The organism is Alkalihalobacillus deserti (assembly GCF_020734105.1).
Taxonomy (GTDB): domain Bacteria; phylum Bacillota; class Bacilli; order Bacillales; family Bacillaceae_D; genus Halalkalibacter; species Halalkalibacter deserti.
Genome location: NZ_JAJAFR010000031.1, coordinates 1 through 22,086 on the forward strand (window position 1 = coordinate 1; position 22,086 = coordinate 22,086).

23 protein-coding genes and 4 pseudogenes are annotated in these 22,086 nt (G+C 35.3%); 12 read left to right on the forward strand and 15 right to left on the reverse strand.

Annotated features, from left to right (window positions below):
• Window positions 1-163: 163 nt before the first annotated feature.
• Window positions 164-517 carry a hypothetical protein gene (locus tag LDX58_RS24025; RefSeq protein ID WP_227940091.1) on the reverse strand — a complete coding sequence of 118 codons (354 nt, stop codon included), beginning with the start codon at window positions 515-517 and terminating at the stop codon, window positions 164-166.
• A 155-nt stretch (window positions 518-672) separates the two neighbouring features.
• A complete protein-coding gene (locus LDX58_RS24030; protein ID WP_227940092.1) occupies window positions 673-1,335 on the reverse strand; it encodes a hypothetical protein in 663 nt (220 codons plus the stop codon).
• A 343-nt stretch (window positions 1,336-1,678) separates the two neighbouring features.
• On the opposite strand from LDX58_RS24030, the gene LDX58_RS24035 reads away from it, so the two are divergent.
• Entirely contained in the window at window positions 1,679-2,218 is a 540-nt protein-coding gene (locus LDX58_RS24035) for a CBO0543 family protein (RefSeq protein WP_227940094.1), read from the forward strand.
• A gap of 245 nt (window positions 2,219-2,463) precedes the next feature.
• On the forward strand, window positions 2,464-2,640 hold the full coding sequence (locus tag LDX58_RS26900) for a DUF3231 family protein (RefSeq protein WP_227940113.1): 177 nt from the start codon (window positions 2,464-2,466) through the stop codon (window positions 2,638-2,640).
• Window positions 2,641-3,312: 672 nt separating this feature from the next.
• Here LDX58_RS26900 and LDX58_RS24045 read toward each other — a convergent pair.
• Window positions 3,313-3,852: a CBO0543 family protein gene (locus tag LDX58_RS24045; protein WP_227940095.1), complete on the reverse strand. Its 540-nt coding sequence runs from the start codon at window positions 3,850-3,852 to the stop codon at window positions 3,313-3,315.
• 695 nt (window positions 3,853-4,547) lie between these two features.
• Between LDX58_RS24045 and LDX58_RS24050 the strand changes: the two genes are divergently transcribed.
• The 6 genes from LDX58_RS24050 (at window position 4,548) to LDX58_RS24075 (ending at window position 10,394) form a co-directional block, all read left to right on the forward strand.
• On the forward strand, window positions 4,548-5,387 hold the full coding sequence (locus LDX58_RS24050) for a tyrosine-type recombinase/integrase (RefSeq protein WP_227940096.1): 840 nt from the start codon (window positions 4,548-4,550) through the stop codon (window positions 5,385-5,387).
• Window positions 5,388-6,393: 1,006 nt separating this feature from the next.
• Window positions 6,394-7,257 (forward strand): tyrosine-type recombinase/integrase, encoded by an 864-nt coding sequence (locus LDX58_RS24055; RefSeq protein ID WP_308017609.1) that lies wholly within the window; start codon window positions 6,394-6,396, stop codon window positions 7,255-7,257.
• 163 nt (window positions 7,258-7,420) lie between these two features.
• Window positions 7,421-8,560 carry a YibE/F family protein gene (locus tag LDX58_RS24060; RefSeq protein ID WP_372459289.1) on the forward strand — a complete coding sequence of 380 codons (1,140 nt, stop codon included), beginning with the start codon at window positions 7,421-7,423 and terminating at the stop codon, window positions 8,558-8,560.
• On the forward strand, window positions 8,557-9,318 hold the full coding sequence (locus LDX58_RS24065) for a YibE/F family protein (protein ID WP_227940098.1): 762 nt from the start codon (window positions 8,557-8,559) through the stop codon (window positions 9,316-9,318). The genes LDX58_RS24060 and LDX58_RS24065 overlap by 4 nt, the downstream gene beginning before the upstream one ends.
• 226 nt (window positions 9,319-9,544) lie before the next feature.
• Window positions 9,545-9,784: a transposase gene (locus LDX58_RS24070; protein WP_227940099.1), complete on the forward strand. Its 240-nt coding sequence runs from the start codon at window positions 9,545-9,547 to the stop codon at window positions 9,782-9,784.
• A gap of 373 nt (window positions 9,785-10,157) precedes the next feature.
• Window positions 10,158-10,394, forward strand: a complete 237-nt coding sequence (locus LDX58_RS24075) for a hypothetical protein (protein ID WP_227940100.1) — start codon at window positions 10,158-10,160, stop codon at window positions 10,392-10,394.
• A gap of 361 nt (window positions 10,395-10,755) precedes the next feature.
• Here LDX58_RS24075 and LDX58_RS24080 read toward each other — a convergent pair whose 3' ends face one another.
• Entirely contained in the window at window positions 10,756-11,415 is a 660-nt protein-coding gene (locus tag LDX58_RS24080) for an SOS response-associated peptidase (protein ID WP_227940101.1), read from the reverse strand.
• A 148-nt stretch (window positions 11,416-11,563) separates the two neighbouring features.
• Here LDX58_RS24080 and LDX58_RS24085 point away from each other — a divergent pair, with 148 nt between their 5' ends.
• From LDX58_RS24085 to LDX58_RS24095, 3 genes are all read left to right on the forward strand, one after another.
• A complete protein-coding gene (locus LDX58_RS24085) occupies window positions 11,564-11,902 on the forward strand; it encodes a hypothetical protein (RefSeq protein WP_227940102.1) in 339 nt (112 codons plus the stop codon).
• 1 nt (window position 11,903) lies between these two features.
• Window positions 11,904-13,070: a type I restriction enzyme HsdR N-terminal domain-containing protein gene (locus tag LDX58_RS24090; RefSeq protein ID WP_227940103.1), complete on the forward strand. Its 1,167-nt coding sequence runs from the start codon at window positions 11,904-11,906 to the stop codon at window positions 13,068-13,070.
• Window positions 13,071-13,581: 511 nt separating this feature from the next.
• Window positions 13,582-14,472, forward strand: coding sequence for a tyrosine-type recombinase/integrase (locus tag LDX58_RS24095; RefSeq protein WP_227940104.1), 891 nt, complete (start codon window positions 13,582-13,584; stop codon window positions 14,470-14,472).
• Between the two features lie 283 nt (window positions 14,473-14,755).
• Here LDX58_RS24095 and LDX58_RS24100 read toward each other — a convergent pair whose 3' ends face one another.
• From LDX58_RS24100 to LDX58_RS24145, 10 genes and pseudogenes are all read right to left on the reverse strand, one after another.
• A complete protein-coding gene (locus tag LDX58_RS24100) occupies window positions 14,756-15,016 on the reverse strand; it encodes a hypothetical protein (protein WP_227940105.1) in 261 nt (86 codons plus the stop codon).
• Window positions 15,017-15,033: 17 nt separating this feature from the next.
• Window positions 15,034-15,369: a type II toxin-antitoxin system RelE/ParE family toxin gene (locus LDX58_RS24105; protein ID WP_227940106.1), complete on the reverse strand. Its 336-nt coding sequence runs from the start codon at window positions 15,367-15,369 to the stop codon at window positions 15,034-15,036.
• Window positions 15,347-15,625, reverse strand: a complete 279-nt coding sequence (locus LDX58_RS24110; RefSeq protein WP_227940107.1) for a type II toxin-antitoxin system Phd/YefM family antitoxin — start codon at window positions 15,623-15,625, stop codon at window positions 15,347-15,349. The genes LDX58_RS24105 and LDX58_RS24110 overlap by 23 nt, the downstream gene beginning before the upstream one ends.
• A gap of 105 nt (window positions 15,626-15,730) precedes the next feature.
• A pseudogene (locus LDX58_RS24115) lies at window positions 15,731-16,143 on the reverse strand (PTS transporter subunit EIIC); the annotation flags it as partial.
• Between the two features lie 116 nt (window positions 16,144-16,259).
• Window positions 16,260-16,988: a sulfite exporter TauE/SafE family protein gene (locus LDX58_RS24120; protein WP_227940108.1), complete on the reverse strand. Its 729-nt coding sequence runs from the start codon at window positions 16,986-16,988 to the stop codon at window positions 16,260-16,262.
• A gap of 180 nt (window positions 16,989-17,168) precedes the next feature.
• Window positions 17,169-17,400 (reverse strand): annotated as a pseudogene (locus LDX58_RS24125) (ferredoxin).
• A gap of 32 nt (window positions 17,401-17,432) precedes the next feature.
• Entirely contained in the window at window positions 17,433-17,933 is a 501-nt protein-coding gene (locus LDX58_RS24130; RefSeq protein WP_227940109.1) for a zinc-binding dehydrogenase, read from the reverse strand.
• 348 nt (window positions 17,934-18,281) lie between these two features.
• The gene (locus tag LDX58_RS24135; protein ID WP_227940110.1) at window positions 18,282-19,127 is read right to left on the reverse strand and encodes an MBL fold metallo-hydrolase; all 846 of its coding nucleotides are present in this window, start codon (window positions 19,125-19,127) and stop codon (window positions 18,282-18,284) included.
• A 140-nt stretch (window positions 19,128-19,267) separates the two neighbouring features.
• A complete protein-coding gene (locus tag LDX58_RS24140) occupies window positions 19,268-19,531 on the reverse strand; it encodes a ferredoxin (protein WP_227940111.1) in 264 nt (87 codons plus the stop codon).
• A 120-nt stretch (window positions 19,532-19,651) separates the two neighbouring features.
• Window positions 19,652-21,112, reverse strand: coding sequence for an aldehyde dehydrogenase family protein (locus tag LDX58_RS24145; RefSeq protein WP_227940112.1), 1,461 nt, complete (start codon window positions 21,110-21,112; stop codon window positions 19,652-19,654).
• A gap of 337 nt (window positions 21,113-21,449) precedes the next feature.
• Here LDX58_RS24145 and LDX58_RS27020 point away from each other — a divergent pair.
• Window positions 21,450-21,781 (forward strand): annotated as a pseudogene (locus LDX58_RS27020) (transposase); the annotation flags it as partial.
• A 42-nt stretch (window positions 21,782-21,823) separates the two neighbouring features.
• Here the strand turns inward: LDX58_RS27020 and LDX58_RS24150 are convergent.
• Window positions 21,824-22,086: pseudogene (locus LDX58_RS24150) on the reverse strand (NAD(P)-dependent alcohol dehydrogenase); the annotation flags it as partial.

Consider the following 22,086-nt stretch of genomic DNA (forward strand, 5'->3'; position numbering starts at 1 on the left):
CGCCCTTCAAGACGTTACTCTGTCATTTGACTCTTCGATATAATCCTTCAGTTCCAAAAGGAACTGTCTAGCCTTTACCAGAGTGATGTGACCATCCTCAATTTAAGCTAGAAACATTTCGCACAACTAAACTGCCTCGTTTGTTGAATAAGAAAGAAGCAAATTAATTCCCCATAATCCATAAGGTATCCTCGTTTTGACTAAGTGTTATCTTCTCTAAGAGTTCAATTAGGGAAGGAACAAAGTGGTCAATTATCGTATCATTTACAACAGATTGTATAAAAAACAATTCTTCAATTAGTGAGTATACTTGGGTTTTATTTAATTTTACATCACCATAAATATCAATCAGTTGGAGATAGTGTAATTCATATGCCTTTCCGAGATATATGATTCTTGAACATAGTGATTCGGACAAGTAGTATGCATTATCCTCTAAATCCCCATTAATTGAAAAACAAACATCCGTTTCATCTTTATATCTACTTAGGTCGAACAATCGGTTGTATTTATCCATTTAACTCACCCTTGTATCAAATTCTAACTATACAATTCGGCAGCTCGAATTCGGAATCCTTCTTGTACTAAACTGCTTCGTTAGCTCAATACCAAAAAGGATCGCCGCAGCAATCCTCGTTCTTCCACTCTTGCTACCCGTTAGCTGAACAAGGATTATTCTCTTCTTAATAAATTTCTGTATAGCTTTAAAAGAGAAAATGGGTCAACCTCATCTACATTAGGCACATACATCTCTTTATCCTGATAAGGCAGTGTCATCTGTTGCCAATCCTTATTATTTTCTGTTTCACCTGGCAAACAAGATATAAACAATTCATAACCTTCACCATCACTAGCTGAGGCACTTAATCGTCCCTCACCATATTGAATAGCATTGTCAATAACATCTCTCAATTCTTTAAGCGCTGTTTTGTTTCCAACTATTATTGCATCATCATGCCAGTATTTTTGTCCATATACATGAAGATAGGGTAATTCTGTATAACCCTGTTTCTTTTCGGCAATTACTTTTTCGAATTTCGGAATAAGAGTTTCGTGAGATATATCAGTTACCACTACATCCATTTCTGTTTCACCGTAACCAAACATTTCTTCAAATTGTTGAATATAAGGTGTTACTTCTACAAATAAAATAAGAACATCTTTAAAAAAATACGTACGAACTAAGGTTTCTTGTTTTTCATAGCAAGCAAATGTAACAGTTGGAGATAAATCTTCATATTGTACTCTTTTAATATTAAATTGTTTTCTCTTTTCTATATTTTTTGATATAGAAAGACTAGTGTCGATACCAATAAATAATTTTGTGTCAGTCAAGACCTTTACCCCTTTACTTTTCGTTTGCTTAAAATAAATTTCAAATACCACCAACTAATAATTATTACTTCCTGATAGCCCCGATTATCATCTAATCATTATTTCCTAATCCTTGTTGCACTAACATTCCTGCTTCTTTACTTTAAGTACAATTGTTCACAATCTAATTTTAATACAAAATTCCAATTATTCCTAAAATATCCATAAAAAAGTGAGAATCGCCAACGATATTTTACGATCTTCTTGTTTTACATAAGCCCGTTAGAGTTTCTGCCTTTTCTATTTCATAAAAATTTTTTACTTGGCAAACCTAACCGTAAAAGAATTTCTGGGGGGTTCCCAAATGGATAATGTTCAATCGTTAATGGAGAAAAATTCAGAGCTTTTTAGGCAGGCCTATAACGAAAAAATTCAAATATGGTTGGATCATGTCTTTCTAACTTGGCGGTGGTGGATCGGTGCAGCGGTTATTGTGCTTTGTTTGTTGATTTGGTTTAGGCTGCGAAAGCAAGAAAGTGCCGATCGTTTGTTTTATGCGGGATCTTTTACGGCGATATTGACTACTTTTTTAAATCTAACAGGCTTGACTTTTGGACTGTGGGAATACAGATATGAGCTGCTTCCAGCAGAAGCTTATATCCCATGGGATTTTTTCTTATTGCCCACAGTCATTATGCTTCTTTTGCTGTTTAAACCGCACATAAATCCATGGTTTAAAGCTATTTTTTTAGGAGTCCTCGTTTCTTTTGTTGGGCTACCGATGTTAAGTTGGTTAGGTCTTTATGAGCCAATAAATTGGAATTACATTTATTCTTTTCCCATTATGATGGTGATTTATTTTCTCGCTCATTTTATTAGCCGAAGAAATATTTTCTCGAAATAGTTAAAATATTACATCTGGAGGAAATAAAACATGGAAACAAAAACTAAGCACATTCGACTAACTTCACTTGCAATGACAAATTATGGATGAATTATATGAATGACAGCATGGCAAGTTATATATTTAAACACTTTTTAGAAACTGTTCAAGATCAAGAAGTTCGTTCTGTTATTGAATAGGCCCTGCATTTATCTCAGCAGCATGTACAAAAAGTGACAGCAATTTTTATTTAGGAAGACTTTACGATTCCGCAATGGTTTAAGGAAGATGTCAATTTAAATGCGCCTGCACTTTTTTCCGATACCTTTTATTTAGTTTATCTTCGAAACATGTCAAGGGTCGGAATGCAAGCGTACAGTGCGGCACTCCCAGGGGTTGCAAGAGCCGATATTAGAGATTTCTACAATGATGTATTAACTTAATCATCTACGGAGCTGAATAATCGTGTGACACAATGCGGAAAAAGGAGTTTATATCAGAGCACCTTATATCACGGTTCCTGAAAGGATGGATTTTGTAGAGAAAAAAGGCTATATGACAGGATGGTTGGTGAACGCAGAGGATTAGATGGATTTGAAATTTCGAATTTGTATTTTAGTGTTTTATCAAATATATTCAGCAAAGCGTTGCTCATTGGCTTTTTGAATGCGGGGCAAATGTTACAATTCATTAAATTATAATACCACTCTAACAAAAAAGGAAGCCGATCTTTAATCACTTAGATTTTTATTAAAGCACCCGTTACTTTAAGAAGGTAACTACTCTTTTTTCTTCAACAAATCAATAATATAAAATAATTGGGTTATTATAAATGAAGCTAATAAACTTAAAAGTGTTGGTATAAGATACTCTCCTGGACCAAATACAGGAATAAATACCAACGGTATTGCAAAACTAACGGGTTCAGTTTTGGGAGGGAAAACGTGAATTTACAAGCTAAATAACAGCCCAATTAGCATTCCTTTCTCAACCAAATTAACAGTGAAATCAGCATACAAAAAGCACAGATATAAATTTAATATCTGTGCTTTTACTCATATTCTCGTCCCTTACTCAACCAACGCCCTGTTTGTTGAACATGTAACGGAACAGAATTAAGCCAGTTTACTAATTGGTATTTCAAAGTAAACAATTGACAAAATCGTCAATACTAGAACAGATAACCACGCCCAAAAAGGGTTAGTATGGTGAAGACGTATAACAGGAAGAGAGACGTACCAAAATAAGACTGTCCACCAAATGTTCCATCCATTGTGATAAGTTAGTATCGATGCTTTAACAAGAAGGGTTTCTATTACCGATAAGAGAACAACCCAGAATGTAATGTAGAAAAAAAGTTGAATAATTCGTGATTTATACTTATAAAACGTAAGAAAAAGTAAGCAAATAGAAGGTAAGATAAAAAGAGCTAAACGTAATTCTTGTAATGTACGATTGGGAAAGAGAAATGAGCTGTGAAACTTCCATAGTGGATAATTATGTGTAAGAAGAAAAACAATTAGACTTGCAACGCTTAAAAAAAGGATAGTTGGGTAGTATTTCTTCCAATTTCTCCAATCACCAAAGAGCCATGCTACTATTGGCAATAATATAGAAAGTGTCAATGGCATGTATGGACTAATGGTGGTTAACATTAATATGTCTCCTTAGTAAAATTTTTTGGTTTAAAAGTAGTAACTTCTGAGTCGTTTTAATTTTGTAACAAAACCCCTATTTAAGTTAAATTTATTTTCTCCATATTACGAAGCTATTATTCTGCGTTGAATAAACCTCGTTAGCATTTTAACATAAAATCCCAAAAAACCTTTAGTGAGACATACGTTAAATAAAATCCAAAATCACAGGCATTTTAACATATTTTTAACCAGCGGCTAATAGCGAATAGTCACTCGTTATTTAGCATGTTAATAGCTATGCTAATTCCCGTGTCAAAATAGCGTATCCATTGCTATAACAATGAAATCAACTAAACCAAATCTAATGCGATTTGGTCCTGAAATATTAGTGTTATTTATCATTTTCTCTCCCTAAACTGAACCCGTTATTGCAAAACCTATAACAATAGTTATCAATATTGAAAGTAAAAAGATAATAACGTAACGTCCCACTAATTTCCCTCCAAATAGTTAGCAATTTATTTATTTTATAACCAGTATAACTATTCCTTCTTAAACATTCCTGCACCGTTAGTTTAAGATCAACACTTCACAAACTAACAGTTCTTCATAATAAAAATTTTACCAGAAAATAAAGAATTGTTGTTCTTCTTTTCCATAAATAAGGAAATAATTCCTCTAAAACATTCAAAATAAATTGGAGGGATCAAGCTGTGCAACTAACTAAAGCCTGGGAAGCCTACAAAGCTGAAAAACGAATTGAAGTATTTTCACCCCATACCTTAAATGCTTACCGACTGCAAGCGAACCTCTTAGTCCGTCACTTCCAAGATATCAACCCCCAATCCATTTCGACCCAAGGAATTAAAGAATACTTAGCTTCATCCAGCGAAGGATTAAAACCATCAAGTCTTGCTCATCGCGTCCGTTTTATCCGTTCATTTTTTCGTTGGTTACATGAGGAAGGACATATAACCGCTAATCCAGCTGCCAAAATCAAAGAACCAAAAGTGGGAAAACGAATCCCAAAGTTCTTAACTGAACGAGAAATTGAACATTTAAGGGAAGGTTGCCTTACATCAATGGAGAAGGCTTTATTTGAATTTATGTTTTCTACAGGATGTCGAATTGGAGAGATTGTTTCATTAAATAAAAATTGTATCAATTGGGAGAGTCGTTCAGCAATTGTAAGAGGGAAAGGAGATAAGGAGCGAGAAGTTTATTTTAATATTAGATGTGAAATATGGTTAAAGCGTTACATCCAAGAAAGAACAGATCAAGACCAAGCGATTTTTGTGACTGAGCGAATTCCTCACCGAATGAGCATTGCCCAGATGAGGTATGTCATTAAACGTATATCTAATCGAGCTAGCATGGATAAGACGATACACCCTCACCAATTGAGGCATAGTTATGCAACTCATTTACTTAATAACGGAGCCCCTCTTGATGTTATACAGAGTTTACTTGGGCATGAAAAGAGTGAAACAACTCGTATCTATGCTCAGTTAAGTGGAAAATTGAGACAGGAATTTTATAGAAAATACTTTTAAATTAGGTTCTAAATCATGTTGAAAGATGGTACCTTAATAGCTTATATATATAAGGTACCTTTGAAATATATCCTCTTTTTAAGAACTAATTGTCAAGCACCGTCAACCTTCTTTATTGCGCAGTATTCGTCTAATACGTACTACAAGAGTTATTCCACAATCATGGCTAGACAAAAAAGACGCGATCCTTACCATAGGAAAGCGCCAAATTATTGCATAACGTTAACTTTTTCAATTGTAGTTTCCATTTAGAACAATCTTATTTCCAATTACTTTAGCAATACCAGGGCAATGCATAGAAGTGAATCGTGGAGGACTATTCTAACTGGTTAGTTCAGACTACCAAAAGCGCCCCTCCGAATTATTTATGTAATCTAACGAACGTTACGTTTGCGGTGACAGCTCACCCTCACTTGAGAAATTATCCTCAAATTTTTGACGCATTTATCTATGCTTTCGTTTTAGACTTTGTTACTGAATAGGACATTATAATAGTCCCCGCACTTTTTTCGAAACAACTCTCCAATAATTTGAACTTTTGATTTGTAAAATTACTCAGAGCTTCTTGTCATATTTCTCGTAAAATCTGGTGCCAAGTTTGGTGCCCATTTCAAAAAATTTAGTGATACTGCGTAAGACTCTATATCATAAAATCCTTATTACATAGCACTTTACAGTACATAGTGGTACTACAAAATACATACCACCAAGAACTTCAAAACCGCTTGGGAGGCGCGTGCCGTCTTCGGTAGGTTCGATTCCTACACAGTCCCGCCAAATCAACGTTTTTAAGACCTAAACAAAATTAGGTTTTACATATAGACCGCGTGGGCAAAACAAAGAAAACCGTTCGACCTCCTTTGGCTATGTAGGGATATTTCTCCTCATAATGAAGGAGGTTTTTATTTTGGCAAACCAAAGTAAACGTAAGGGTAGGAAAACTATCTCACAAAGATCGTTTTATGATGAAGTTCCTTTAGCGAAAGAGAAAAAGGAGCAACAGTTAGTGGCATTATTTGAGATATTTATGAAGTCAAAAGAACTTGAAGGATTAAAAGAACGTATACTAAGGGATCACAGTACCCACTTTCGTTATTTTGTTTCATTTTTAAACAATGCTTATCCAGAGGTTACACTAGGCATAGATATTACGACTGAAATGGTAAGGGATTATATTTATTACATGACAAAAGAGAAGATGCTTTGGGATGATCATACTAGTTCAGCTTATAGGCATATAGAGAAGAAGGGTCTCTCGCCTGTCACAGTTAATGTACGGCTAAGAACCTTGAAATGCTTTTTCAAGTTTTTATTTGATGAAAATTATATTCGGGTTAACCCGACGGCAAGAATAAAGCTATTAAAAACAAAAGAAGATACTATTCCGTCGTTCTCAGCAACACAAGTCCAAGACCTATTAAGGCAACCTGATCAAAGGACTTTTGCAGGATTTAGGGATTATTTGTTAATGGTTACGTTTATTGATACAGGAATTCGGTGCAAAGAGATATTGGGCATAGAAAAAAAGCACTTTGATGAAATCCAAAAAACAATAACTATTCCTGCAAACTTAGCGAAGAATGGTAAAGAGAGGATCGTCCCTCTTTCACAAAAAACGGCAAAGTTACTCAAAATGTTAATCAATGAAAGTAGGGCTTTTGAAGACCCCGCTGATAACATTTTTTTGAGCAATTTTGGAGAAAAATTAGATGCAAGTGGAATTAGAGAAAGAATATCTGCCCCCCCATATAAGCTATTTATATGGGGGACAGATATGTTATTGCCTCTCAATGTTAAGAAATTCTCTACTCAGCGCCGTTTTACTATGATAAATTCTCTTGACGTTTTGAAAATATTCCTGTTATTCTAAGTCCATTGTTGACTACACATTAGCGATTCAATCTGTCTTCAGATACGCTAATGCTAAGAAATTGTACTCTTAATATAATCTAAGATTTGAATGTATAAGTTCTTAATATCACTATGTTCAAACCTTCTCCTCTTTATTAGTACAATAGTTGGAGGGTTTTTTATTGAATGTTATCGTAAACAAATTTAAAAAAATGACTTACAATCAAATTTTCACATACGCCATAATTGTATTTTGTTTTGCCTCATCTATATTTTTTGTTAATAACAATTATTCATTCTATGAACGGCCTATAGCCAAAATCATCAAAACAAATCTCGAAGATAGAACCGAAATAATTGATATGTATAATAATCAAGATTTATTATTCTCTCAGAGCATAGTAGCTGTATTAAAAAATGGAGAAAAAAAAGGTCAGCTTATCCATTTAATTAATGAATATTCATCATCCAGAGCTTATGACCATGAATATCATGTTGGAAATGAATTGTTTGTTTGGATCGATACGAAAACACAACAAAAAACTGAATTGACTGGAACCATTCAAGATGTCAAACGTGATAAGTACGTTCTATGGATTGCATGGATTTTTATCTTTACTTTGCTTTTCGTTGGAAAAAGGCAAGGAATGTTCTCGATTATTAGTTTGGTTATCAATGCCGTTTTGCTTTCTTATGCACTAGATGTATACGTAAATACATCAGATGTCAGTTTAGTATTGATATGCGGGATTAGTGTTATTTTATTTACTGTGATTTCTCTATTACTCGTAAATGGTTTTAATGAAAAGTCATATGCAGCGATTATTTCTACCTTGGTTGGAACATTTATGTTACTTTTCATTACGTATCTAGTAATATGGTTCACTTCTGGAAGTGGACTTCGATATGAAGAAATGCAATTTTTAACTCGTCCACATGAGATGGTATTTATGGCAGGGGTCTTAGTAGGATCTTTAGGGGCCGTAATGGATGTAGCAATTACGATGTCTTCTTCTATCTTTGGATTACATGAAAAAAATCACAACATTTCAGTAAAAGCACTTAAATCATCTGGAATGGAAATTGGAAAAGATATTATGGGAACGATGACAAATATTTTGTTTTTTGCCTATATAAGTGGTTCTATTCCCATACTTATTTTATATTTGAATAATCAATCTCCATTAGGGTTTACCCTATCAATGAATCTTTCATTGGAATTGGCTCGTGCCCTTGCTGGAGGGATTGGAATCGTACTAACCATTCCAATCGGACTGTATATTGCTATTTTCTTCGTTAAACAAAAGAGGGCAAAATTATGAATGTATTAATGTGTCTTGCAGCTATTTTATTTTTATTAATGGTTAGTATTGGCGGAAAAAAAGGAGCACGGTCTTTTATTGCTTTGTTCTTTAACTTTGGTGTGCTCTTTCTAACCATCCTTTTTATGTCAAATCCAAGTGCAAATCCAATTATTTTAACATTGATGGCCTGTACCGTGATTAGCTGTATTAATCTATTTTATATAAATAAAGTGAACCTAAAAACGATCACAGCTTTCCTTTCTACCATTATCACCATTGTGATCCTTCTCTTTTTGATTTTCATCATAACTGATAAAGCAATGATTCAGGGATTTGGTGAGGAAGAATTAGAGGAGCTAAGCATCTTCTCCCCTTATGTAGGCGTGGATTTTGTTAAAGTTGGAGCTTCAATGATTATTATGAGTACAATAGGTGCCATCATAGATATAGCGATATCGATTACCTCTCCAATGCGCGAAATTTATCATCATAATCCAACAATTTGCAGAAAGAATTTATTCCTTTCTGGATTAAGTATTGGAAGAGACATCTTAGGGACAAGTGCGAATACGTTATTTTTTGCTTTCTTTGGTGGATATATGGCCTTGCTCATATGGTATAAAGATTTATCTTATTCTGTTGGACAAATCGTAAATTCTAAAATATTTAGCGCGGAAATCATAACGATTCTTTGTGCAGGAATTGGGGTAGCTCTGATTATTCCAATTACTTCATGGATCACTGCCTATTTTCTGGTAAAAAATAGAGACATATAACCTTTGTTGTTAACTAATACCTCGTAGAATAACTCCAGTGTCAAAATTTTAACCCGAACACGGACACGGAAAGACGAGTTTTACTTTGGATTCGAGATACTATTCGTAAGTTAAAATCCAATAACAAAGAAGAAGCACTCAGTCAATTTATACAATAGCTCAGCATTGTTGGTTACCATCGTCTTTACTTGGGGGCGGCCACCAAAAAAAGCGAGCAAGTTCCCACATGTGTTCATGGGCAGGTCTCGTACCTGGACAGAACGAAAGTGCTGGCAAAAGGAAATCTTCTAAAACCAAAAAAGGGAACAAGTATCTGAGATCGGCATTAACAGAAGCAGCTCATTCAGTAAGAGGATCCAAAAACTACCTTGGCGCACTGTATAGACGTACAGCATCACGAAAAGGCAGGAAACGAGCAGGAATTGTCGTCGCTCACCCATGTTACGTATTTCTTATTATCTCTTAACCCGTAAAGAAATGTATGTAGACTTAGGCGAAGATTACTTCGATAAGCAAAGAGAGCAATCAATTGTTCGACATTCCCTGCGCAGACTTGAAAGTTTAGGTTACACCGTATCATTGTCAGAATCAGAAGCCTCTTGATCCAGTCCATTTAGCTTCAATAATACCAACGAAACAGGCGCTCTCCCCTTTTTTAAAATGAATGAGCTGCGTCTTCTTTGTATTGCCTTTTTTCCTAAGTTACAGAAGTTTATTTTCATGGTAGTTAAATTACATCGGGCTTTTTCCTTATTTTCTCTTAACTCTTCTCTTAGTCCAAACAAGAAAGATTTTTAAAATACTCTATATAGAATTGAAAAAGAAGGGAGAGTGTTTGAATGACTGAAAACAACCAAAATCAATGTCCAGAAGGTTGTTGTGAAGGGGACGAACTACTATGTGTTTCTATTCCTTGTCCAATTACTATTGTACTTCTTGGACTTGAACTCCAATTAGAATTACCATGTATTAGACTAACTTCACAAGATGATTTAACAGCAGACCAAGTACAACAACTTTTAGGTTTTCTTTCCAACCTACTTGGAAATCTTGGAACAAATATCACATCTCAATAAGTTTAAGGCTACCGTTTTGGTAGCTTTTTTTTTTTATGAACTATATTACTAACCTGCACCGTTACTTTAAGTACATTCATTCACAAAGTCCTCTAAAACAGAAGTTGTTTATTGCACAGTATGAGTCTACTGTACAGCAAAAGATCCTGTTATTAATTAGAAATAATTTCGGAAGTTCATCAATTGAAACGACAAAGTTTTAAAGTTGCAGCTATTGTTGGGAAATGCAAATTACCCAGAACAACCGTAAATGAATATCTAAAAAATGATTTACACAAAGCTTGTATTTTTCTACAGAAATTATATCTATACAATCTCAACTTAACCTATAAGGTGATAACAAAACAGTTACAATTGCTTTTTACTCTACCAATGATCTTATGCACTCCTCCGTCTCATTCTTTGGACTATTAACCAAAGTTGAAACCTCGTATGCATTCATGCCTTGAGTTGGGTATGGCTTTATAAGGTCCTTTAAGATCTGTTTATCCTCCACACCCGGATCCAACCAAAGATTTCTATCTTCTCCACCCAAGATAACTGGCATCCTATCATGGATTCCCTTCATAAACTCGTTAGGTTCTGTTGTAAGAATTGTACAAGAAACAATTTCCTTATCATTAGATTTCCATCTATCCCACAAGCCTGCAAATGTAAAGATGCCCTCATTTATTGTTATTCTATAGGGCTTCTTATTTTCTTCCGTTCGTTTCCATTCATAGAAACCATCAGCCACAATTAAGCAACGACGGCGTTTAAGTAATCGTTTAAAAGCTGGTTTTTCATCTACCGTTTCACCTCGAGCATTAATCATCTTATATCCAATCTTAGGATCCTTTGCCCAAACAGGTACAAGTCCCCACCTTAAATAACCAGCTCTTCTTTTTTCTCCATCTGAAATAATACTTAATACAGGCTGACTAGGAGCTATATTGAATCTTGGTTGATATTCAAATATTTCAACGAGCAGCTGCTCTTCAATTTCTTCTTTAGTTGCTGTCAAAGTAAACCTCCCGCACATGATCTATCACCTCCAGCAACTATTATTAACCAAGTAGATAACATATTTACCAGGGTATTTATTAAGTGTATACCTAACCTATAAATATTCTTTAATTCTATGTTATTATATTACCAATATCTAACAACAAAATGAAAAAGGTGAAACAATGTATCCTGAAAAATTCACACATAACAATAAAAACTATTATCTTATTGAACAACCAAATTCAGTAGAAGAATTAAAAGACCTCCTTCTGACGAATCCATACGAGATTTATGCAATACTTAATGAGAATACCAATCAATCAGAAGAGCCCATGCTAACTACCTTTTTAGCCCTATACAGTTTTGATTTCAAAGAAAAAATTATCTTCTTTGATGTTTCAAGACAACCACAATCTACATTAACTACAGAACTCTGGTCTCTTCCAGAAGGGTTTATTGAAGTAATTGATGTTGGAAGAGTCGATAGATATCCAATAAAATTCTATAAGGGAAGTAAATAATATGAATACTTATAAAAATAAAAGAAAGAAATTATTGTACGATCCATGCCGACAGATATTTCTTCAACATACCCCTGAAGAAGAAGTAAGGCAGCATCTCATTAATTATTTAATAAACGAAATGGAGATACCTCCCTCTGCAATAAGTACTGAATATCCTCTTAATTATATTGATCCAAGATCTAGAAAAAGAGCAGATATTGTCGTTTGGAATAGAGACCGTCACGACAATGAACAAGCACTATTAGTTTTAGAGTTGAAGGCTAAACACATTGAATTAACAGAACATACTTTAGAACAAGTAAAATCTTATAATAATATTCTCAAAGCTAAATATGTTGGAGTATCTAATGGCAAATATATTGATTTATATGAAGTAGACGGAGAGAACCTAGTCCTTCTTACTGATGATATTCATACATATTCAGAACTTCTAAAAGGAAAGGTTGAATATACGAAGTTTCGTAAATTAAAGCGCCTTCCATATGATCTAACTACATACCACCGTTATGTGAATCATTTATTGGAAGTCGGGTATATAGGTGAAGGGACACCCGTGGAAATGCACGGATTTATTTCTGAGTTACAAAACTATATTCTATGTGGCGAAATATTATCAAGTTCTAAATATAGTACCTCGATTAAGGAAGACCTCTCTTACGGGACCTTTTCATTTGGAAATGCAAGTGGTGGTAACTTCCCTGGCTATTACAGAAGTTTTATTGTTGAAGATATAAATGGTAATCATTCAATCTACAGAATAGGAATATTCGGAACACCTATATTCAAAAATGATCGAGTATATGGTAACCGGACTGGAAATAGCTATCTATGTGTGGCAGTAGATCAATCCGGTGTTTCTACACACATTCTTCAGTTAAACATTGATAAATTTTTTAGGTACAACAAAGATCAAAAAATATATAATATTTTTCACAACGGAAGACGGAATGGTTATACAAATAAAGAAGTAATAGATAAGGTTCAACAATATGCTCCCGAATTAATCTGCAATGGCCAAATATACCTTGGGTCCTTACCAGAAGGAAAATCTTTTACTTCTTCAACTGGATCGCAATTCATAGAGAGGCTTTTATTATATACTAGTGTAAGAGAGAAATTACTCCAGAAAAAGAAAGTAAAAAAGAAGCGTTTAACTATGAAATAACTCTAATAGGGTATCCTTGCGTGACGCAATTCAATCTCTGTTTATTACAACATGTCCTTTTGATTGGTGCTGTTTGTAACAATATAAACCTTAGAGATGAAGTTAAGTGTGATTTTTTGCAAATAAATATATTGTTATATGCTATAATGAAGACCGTGACACATACTGGCAACAGACCGTGTAGTTACGAAGGATTTCTAATTACTAAAATTTAAATCAAAAGGGGATTATCCCTTATATAGCAAGGGTTTTCGAGTTTACACAATTTTCAGAACTGGCAGCACGGTCTTCAAAACCGCTTGGGAGGCGCGTGCCGTCTCCGGTAGGTTCGATTCCTACACAGTCCCGCCAAACCTTACATATCAAGGGTTTTTTAAAATTGACCCTAATTCCATACCACACGGACTAAACGTAAAAATCATGTAGACCGTGGGAGACCGAGTCTATATGACCGAGTGGAATACATAGACGTTTAATTGCTTTCACAATACAATTTGTGGAGGTTTTTTTTATGTTTAATGAACGTAAAACAGTTAAAAAGGGCAGACGTACAGGACGTATCAAAAAAGACACACCACGTATCACTCGGACTAACTTTACTCTTACAGAAATGTTTGAACGCTTCTTTATTTTCAAGTCATCAGAAGGACTATCACCACGTACTTTGGAGGATTATGAAACACACTTTAACTATTTCATTGATTTTATAGAAGTCGATATTCCAAATGAAGATATTACCACTGACATATTCCTTGAATACCGTAATTTCATGTTAAAGTCACTTAAATTAAAACCATCTACTGTAAATATTCGTGTACGGACTATGAGAGCATTTATCCGTTACTCTTATGAACAAGGCTATATTGAAGAAGCCATTCACGAACGATTCAAACCAATCAAAGCACCTAAGAAGGAAATTAATGTCCTTACCCCTGCTGAAATAAAACTTGTATTCAATCAGATTGACGATTCCATGTACGCAGGTTTCCGTGATAAAGCCATGTTATTCACTCTTTTAGATACAATGGTCAGATCGTCTGAATTACTTTCTATGAAACGTACCAATGTGAACCTAAAAGAAGGAATAATTAAACTTGAAGCAGATCAAACGAAAACGAGAACAGACCGTATTGTACCTATCTCTACTCGTACTGTTAAACTACTGAAAGAGTACATTGAAGAAACAGATGACTTCGAGAATGAATTATTGTTTCTGACTTATGATGGTGAACAAATTCAATCAAACACATTACGTAAATTATTAGCGGTCTATGGTGAATCGGCAGGAATTAAAAAATCCGTTAGTCGGGGTAGAACGTCGCACCCGTGGGACTCGATCCCGTTAGCTAAACTGTTCGCCCCCTACTTGTATGAACATGTTTCAGGCTGGTTGGGACAGTGATCCCGTTTCACCGAGCTGTATAATGAAATCATTAATTTGGAACTCATCTATATTCATACCGCTCACTTTTTGTTCAATGCAGATTTCAGTACCGCCTATTCCGTACATCTTTCGTGTAATGGCATTTCCTAAATCGAGCATCAATCCGATTTCTTCACATAAATCTGTATCTAAAATGGTTGTAGACAGCCAGTATCAAGAAGTAAGTTACTAAATATCTTTTTCTTTCCATTGTATTCAATCTCAACCGAAACTAAAGGTAAATGGTCATCCATTTCAAATTTCATACTCTTCTTCGCACTCCTATGTAGGGCTGCTCAATTACCTTTATTTCTACATTATTTGTGTGAAAGATATATAATTCACGGCTTTGATTTTCCGCATGTAGTTTTTTATACACTTTCCATGCTGCATTTCCATTATCAAAATCATCAATAACAGACATTTCCTCAATAATTCTTTCATTATCTTCAGTTTTAGCTTTAAGCGATTCAACCAAGACACAACGATTTGGAAATTGTTTACGTACTTCTTTCCATTTCATTTACTAGTACCTCCGTTCTACTTTCCATTGTGGAAATCATCAAATAATTCACGGAGATAATCTCTTCGCCCATGTAATATTCTATGAATAATAATTGAATCATCCCTAATTTTGTAAAAAACCAAATATGGATGTACAACTATAAAACGAAAGCCCCTTTCAACTAGGGTATATTTTTCTTCAGAAAGGACTGTTCCTAAATTAGGAAAGTCAGCAAGGCTTCCTATTTGGCAATCTAGATTTTCAAGGAGCCTTTCGGCGGCAGAAACATTCTCGTGTGAAATATAAGAAAAAATCTCATCCATATCATCAATTGCTGCAAGGGTATATTTAATTTGTTTCTTTTGCTGCATTAATTTTTCTCCGAATGGTTTCAATTACATCATCATGATTTGTTAATTTTGCCCCTTCCGCAACCTGCTTTTCTGCAACCAAAAGCTTGGATTGCAATTTATTACGTGCTTCCATCCTTTTAAATGTTTCATGACTCATGACAACCAAATCAGCTTCACCATTACGAGTGAGTACCACTGGTTCATCCAATTCATGACAATATTTTGAAAATCCGTTATAGTCTTGGCGTATCGTTGTTGAAGGCTTGACATTCATAAGCACCCTCCCTAATAGCATTATTCTAACCATATTATAACATTATTCTATCCATATATACCACGTGACGATTACAATTAGACTAGAATTTCTTTTGTTAACTTCATAGCCTATGTGATGTAAACCAAATGGAATTAAGGCACGTTCAATCAAACCAAATATAAATGCGGAAATCGTAGGGTTGGTGTGAATCATATTTTTTGAAAAAGCATTTAAGACCTCTTGTATAGCTGGCCAAACGAATACCATGATGATTCCAATAAAAATCGAGAACACAGCTGGAATATAGGGACAAATCTTTTTCCTGCGAAAAAACCCAAATAAGAAGGAAGCTCAATATTGAAATAGTGATTATACATCACTGCTGCCGTAACCCCTATAATAATACCTCCGAACACACCTGTTGCTAATGTTGGTATTCCTAATATACTGGTATACGCTGGATCAGTCCCAACCTCATTAAGATTTAACTGGCCTGTTTCAATTAACATAACATTTATTGTTTTCTTCATCATTAATTACTAGTAATATCATTGACCACAAAATCATCAGCACCACATACTCCATAGTAGGAGTAGCACCATTTGGTTGATCTAATTTCATTACATCACATTCGAACCCTATCAAGTAACACTTAAAAAACTGATAAAAAGGTAGATAAGGATGCAAACATAATAATAGCAAGAGCAACTTTCATAAACCTTGTTTGATCAAGGATCGCTTCTACTTTGTAACCAATGAATAAACCAATGATTAATGGTGGCAATAACCAGACAGAAAATTCTATAACTGCTTGATCAATCAGACCCAATAATAAATAGTTTATCACTACGATGACAGTTAAGGACAAGTTAAAGAAAGAGAGATTTGCACGAAAGGAGGTTTTATCCTCGTTTTTATTATTAAAAAATAGCGCAATAACTAAACCTGCTAGCCCTAAACTACCATTTAACAAACCACCTGATGCCCCAATGGTGATTAATGCCATTCTTTCATTTTTAATCACCACTCTTAACCCCTTCCATAAGCAAATGCTAAATACCAGGGTTAGGATTGCAATTAAAACTTTTAGAATGGTTTCATCAATAATAATTAATAAATAAGCCCCCAATGGTGTAAGAGCAATTCCGAATATCAAAAGAACCCACATTTCTTTAAATTGAATATGTCTCCATAGTTTGATGGTCATCATTGTAACAATAATGGTTGCAACTAACATCACCAGAGGAACAACTGTTTGTAATGGAAGGAACAAAGAAAGTAAAGGAACCGCAACAACCGCAAAACCAAATCCTGTTAGCCCTTGCATAATAGCTGCCAATAAAACAATGATAATCGCAAATAAAATTTCCATTTCAGTCATAACTCATCACCTCTTTATTTAGATTATTTCAATAAAAATGTCAGAAAAAGTGATTATAGATTTACGAAAGAATATGCTCGATAAATAATAAAACACAAATGGTTATTGGTTAAATAACCATTTGTGTTTTTATTATTCTTAAGTAGATTGTGATAGTCTCTATCCTAATACATGCATCATTTAGATATGACTTTTCTGAAAAGGTTGGTCAGCTATTTTAATAGAGTCAGTTGGACACCCCTCATATGCATCCATTAAATCATCAACTAAATCACTTTCAACCTCTGTAACACCTTGATTATTATCTAGAATCGTTAACGCTATCCCTTCGTCATCATAATCAAAAATTTCAGGAGCCGCATGCCCCACAGGCTATACAAGTATCTTGATCAACAATTGCATATTTTGACATTTACCGACTCTCCTTACTAGTATAAAATCAGATTAAAATCTAATCACAGGTTTAATAACTTTTCCAGATTCCATATCATGCACTGCAGAATTAATCTCATCAAAATGATAAAATTGTATTAATTTATCAAATGGGAATTTACCGATTTTAAATAAATGGATCAGTTTAGGAATGAACAACTGAGGTATGGTATTCCCTTCAATAACACCTGTAATTGTTCTTTCAAATAATAATTTCCCCATATCTACTTTTGCCATCGTTCCAAGAGAAGCTCCACCAACGGTTGCTACAGTCCCAGACTGTGATAAGCTATTCAGTGCTTGGGTCACAACTTCTGGAAAACCACTTGAATCGACTGCATAATTTACACCTGTTTTAGTAATCTCAAGGATCCTTTCTTCCACATCAACGTCTTTAGGATTAATCGTATGTGTTGCCCCTAACATTTTCGCTAGTTTCAAACGATTTTCTTGGACATCTACTGCGATAATCTCTCCACAATCTAATAATTTAGCGGCCATCAGCGCACTCAAACCAACTGTCCCACAGCCAAAGATAGCAATTGATTCACCACATTAGGCTTTAATTTATTCATCACCGTTCCGCTTCCAGTTTGAATCCCAGAGCCAAGTGGACCTAATAGCTCAATTACTATCACCTGATATTAGGCTTATTATCGCCCCTTTATTATTTGAAATTTCATAAAAGCGATTTACCTACATTTATTATATTTTTTAATGAGCCTGATGTATTATTAACTGGCTTCTTACTTAACTGGGATAGCATGCCCGCGAAGACTCCATGTTAAGTTTCGACATCTACTAGCAACTCGGTAGTCTACTTGAACATTAGGAATCGTTTCATTACTGTTAAGGATTTCATTAAGAGTTCGTTAACGTTTTAGTTGAAAGTTTAATGACATCTAAGTCATTAGGAACGATTACTTCACCCTTGAATACTTCAGTCGCTTCTTCTTGCACATTTTCAGGATTCATTTTTGGTAAAAAGTGTGTTAAGACTAGTTGCTTTACTTTTGCCTTTTTCGCTGTTTCTGCTGCTTGCGCCGGTGTACAATGTTCCTTTTGAAGGTTATCCCATATTTTTGAAGAATTGGGTGTTTTATCATCTTCCATGAATGTTAGACACGCATCGTGAATTAACATCCCTGCTCCTTCAGCGAGCTTTGCAAGCGGGTCTGTCGGTGGGGCAGTATCGCCTCCGAAAACGACTGAATCGCCTTCTTTGTCAAAGCGATATGCGAATGTAGGGACATTATGAACCATCTTCGCACAGTGTACATCGATAGGCAATTCCACATTAACGCGGCCCTCTCTTTCAATTTCAATGACCTTGACATCGCGTATTCCGGTATCTGGTCTTCCCAAGGACATACGGTAGTTAATATCATCTTCTAGCATTTCCACTAGCATATCATGCATTTTTTTCGTTCCAACCGGTCCTACAACCGTCAGTTCTCGTCGTCCTTCTACCCAACTGCTGATTAAGAAGTTAGCATACCCTAACATATGGTCTGCATGAAGATGTGTAAAGAACACATGTTTGATATCCTGTGGTGGAATATTTGCTTTTACTAACTGCATCGTTGTTCCTTCTGCACAATCTACTAAAATGGACATTCCACCCATTGATAATAGATGCGCTGAAGCCATTCGTTCTTTGTTTAATCGTGGACTCCCTGTACCAAGCATAACTACTGAAGTGCTCATCGTTTTAACTCCCCCCTGTTTTTAACCAAAATAGGTATTATAAATTAAAAAAATATCCTTTTTTTATTTATTTTTTCGCTTAACCCATTTTGGTTTTAAGTTACTCCTAATTGCTATACCGAACGTTTGCTTGTAACTCTCTATGAAGAAGTTTCCATTTCCAGTTTCAATGGGTTTCCATCAAATGGTTCGTCGTCAACTTTTATTGAATCTGTTGGACATCCATTTTGAGCGTCTTCCATATCTTCATATAAATCCTCTGGAACTTTTGCTGTTCCTTGATTATCATCTAAAAGGACAAACGAAATTCCCTCATCATCATAATCATAAAGATCTGGGGCGGCTGCTCCACATGCTCCACATGCAATACATGTTTCCTTATCTACAATTGTGTATTTAGCCATGTTCATTCCCTCCAATTTTATATACTTTAAAATGAGCAATATTTTAATATGACGTTTTAATGATATTAAACATCGTTTCTTTTAAAATATCGATGACTTAGCCAGTTGTCCCACTCTGTTTTAAATGGGATATTCACGATAACCATTTTGTACGCTAACCCATTTTACGGTTGTAAACTTATCAATCGCCCATTCACCGTTGAAGCGGCCAATACCGGATGCTTTTTCGCCTCCAAATGGGACATGTGCTTCAGCGTTCACAGAATGATCATTGATGTGAATCATACCTGTTTTGATTTTTTTAGCAACCTCTACACCGTGATGAAGATCTTCTGTAAAGACGGAGCCACTTAAACCATAAGGTGAATCGTTGGCAATTTTAATGGCTTCTTCTTCATCCTTTGCTTTAATAATAGGAGAAACTGGACCAAAACTTTCGTTTTTAGCAATCGGCATGTCGTTTGTGACATTAGTTAAAATCACTGGCTGCATTAAACAACTGTCAACTACTCCCTCAAAATGAATCGTCGCACCCCGTGCAACACTATCTTGAATGTCTTGTTGAATTCCTTCGACCTGTTGTTTGTTAATAAGGGGACCAACGAATGTCGATGGATTAGCAGGATCACCTGTTTGAAGCGTTGCCACGATCTCCGTAAATTTTTCAACAAATTCATCGTGAATAGCTTGATCCACAATGATCCGATTTAACGCCATGCAAATTTGACCTTGGTGCAAAAATTTACCGAAAGCAGCTGCTTTTGCGGCACGTTCGATATTTGCATCTTTTAAAACGACCATCACATTGTTACCACCTAGTTCAAGGGCAACTTCCTTTAAATTTTTGCCAGCCAATTCTCCGATGCGGCGACCTACTTCAGTCGATCCTGTAAATGAAATCATGCATGGTGTAGGATGGGTGACAAATGCATCCCCGATTTCAGAGCCACGGCCTACAATGACGTTTACTAGACCTGCGGGGAAACCAGCTTGTTCAAATATCTCACCAAACAATAATCCTGAGGTAACGGGCGTTTCAGAAGCAGGCTTAATCACAACACTATTACCAGTAGCGATAGCAGGAGCTACTGACCTCATCGTTAATTGGAATGGGAAATTCCAAGGGCCTATCACACCGATTACTCCTTTTGCTGTTCGGTAAACGCGATGTTCTTTATTCGGTACATAAGAAGGCAAAATGCTTCCAGTGATTCGCGTCAAAAAACTCGCAGATTCTTTTACCATGGTAACGGAAGATTCAAATTCAAACGTTGCTTTAAAAAGCGTGCTTCCAGATTCTTGAACAATCCATTGAATAATCTCTTCTCTTTTTTCTTCTAGCACTTTCACTAAACGTTCAAATAGCTGTTGCTTCTCACCTAAAGGCATGGCCTCCCAGATTAGCTGAGCTTGTTCAGCTGCTGTATACGCTTCATTTAAATCATCATTATTTGCAGCTCGAATGGTTAATAGTTCTTCCCCAGAATACGGATTATAGTTTTGGATGGTACCTAAACTTGACCCTTCTTTCCATTGACCATTAATGAATTGTTTTGTGAAATTTTGTAGTAATAGTTTCATTTATTGTCCCTCCACGTCATTATTATGAAAATAAACTAACTAGTTTAATAGTCTTTCCAGATTCCATATCATGTATCGCTTGATCTAGTTTTAGTCATTTCGTATTTTTGAACTAGCTTGTCAAAAGGAAACTTTCTTTCTTTGTAATACGCAATAAGTTCAGGCATAAATAGTTTAGGAACGGATTGCCCCTCTACTACTCCTACAAGTGTCATGATCTAAAACAATAGGCATCGGAGTTGGGGTGGCTTAATGAAGGACATTAAGATCCGTATGACAAATTCCCTTCCCAACCACCTTCCCTAGACCTACCTTATTTCCGACTAAATCCGTTGCCACTTCGGCGAATGCTTTCTTACATTGCGAAACAAGAAAAGTAGATAAATCGGGATGCATTAGCTTTATGGAACAAAAGTATGAAGTAGCCTTGCTTTAATTAAGCGCTAGGTAGACATTATCTATGATACCTCAGATTCGGAGGAGCTAATGATTGAATACGAGGGACATTCTCCATGGAAAGCCAAATAGTTTTAATCGGAGAAAGGGCTGGAAAACGCTCCATATTGCCCTCGCATCTAATCACATGAAGCTGAATCCTCTAGGTTACTAAAAGCAGCCGCACAAAAACATGAGGAAAGAAAAATCGAACAAGATCCAGCTGTGACTTAGATCCACTAAGTAAAACAATAGCTATTCATTTGAAGCATCAGGTTAAAATCTAATCACCGGTTTAATGACCTTTCCAGCTTCCATATCCTCTACTGCAGAATTAATATCATCAAAATGATAAAATTGTATGAGTTTATCAAATGGGAATTTACCGACTTTAAATAAATGAATGAGTTTTGGAATAAACACCTGAGGTATGCTATTCCCTTCAATAACACCTGTAATTGTTCTTTCAAATAATAGCTTTCCCATATCCACTTTTGCCATAGTACCAATAGCAGCTCCACCAACTGCTGCCACAGTCC

Coding starts and splice junctions, on each gene's coding strand:
- LDX58_RS24025 (WP_227940091.1), bottom strand. CDS start 517: ATGGATAAATACAACCGATTGTTCGACCTAAGTAGATATAAAGATGAA.
- LDX58_RS24035 (WP_227940094.1), top strand. CDS start 1,679: ATGGATAATGTTCAATCGTTAATGGAGAAAAATTCAGAGCTTTTTAGG.
- LDX58_RS24045 (WP_227940095.1), bottom strand. CDS start 3,852: ATGTTAACCACCATTAGTCCATACATGCCATTGACACTTTCTATATTA.
- LDX58_RS24065 (WP_227940098.1), top strand. CDS start 8,557: ATGAATGTATTAATGTGTCTTGCAGCTATTTTATTTTTATTAATGGTT.
- LDX58_RS24070 (WP_227940099.1), top strand. CDS start 9,545: ATGTGTTCATGGGCAGGTCTCGTACCTGGACAGAACGAAAGTGCTGGC.
- LDX58_RS24075 (WP_227940100.1), top strand. CDS start 10,158: ATGACTGAAAACAACCAAAATCAATGTCCAGAAGGTTGTTGTGAAGGG.
- LDX58_RS24080 (WP_227940101.1), bottom strand. CDS start 11,415: ATGTGCGGGAGGTTTACTTTGACAGCAACTAAAGAAGAAATTGAAGAG.
- LDX58_RS24085 (WP_227940102.1), top strand. CDS start 11,564: ATGTATCCTGAAAAATTCACACATAACAATAAAAACTATTATCTTATT.
- LDX58_RS24090 (WP_227940103.1), top strand. CDS start 11,904: ATGAATACTTATAAAAATAAAAGAAAGAAATTATTGTACGATCCATGC.
- LDX58_RS24095 (WP_227940104.1), top strand. CDS start 13,582: ATGTTTAATGAACGTAAAACAGTTAAAAAGGGCAGACGTACAGGACGT.
- LDX58_RS24100 (WP_227940105.1), bottom strand. CDS start 15,016: ATGAAATGGAAAGAAGTACGTAAACAATTTCCAAATCGTTGTGTCTTG.
- LDX58_RS24105 (WP_227940106.1), bottom strand. CDS start 15,369: ATGCAGCAAAAGAAACAAATTAAATATACCCTTGCAGCAATTGATGAT.
- LDX58_RS24110 (WP_227940107.1), bottom strand. CDS start 15,625: ATGAATGTCAAGCCTTCAACAACGATACGCCAAGACTATAACGGATTT.
- LDX58_RS24120 (WP_227940108.1), bottom strand. CDS start 16,988: ATGACTGAAATGGAAATTTTATTTGCGATTATCATTGTTTTATTGGCA.
- LDX58_RS24135 (WP_227940110.1), bottom strand. CDS start 19,127: ATGAGCACTTCAGTAGTTATGCTTGGTACAGGGAGTCCACGATTAAAC.
- LDX58_RS24140 (WP_227940111.1), bottom strand. CDS start 19,531: ATGGCTAAATACACAATTGTAGATAAGGAAACATGTATTGCATGTGGA.
- LDX58_RS24145 (WP_227940112.1), bottom strand. CDS start 21,112: ATGAAACTATTACTACAAAATTTCACAAAACAATTCATTAATGGTCAA.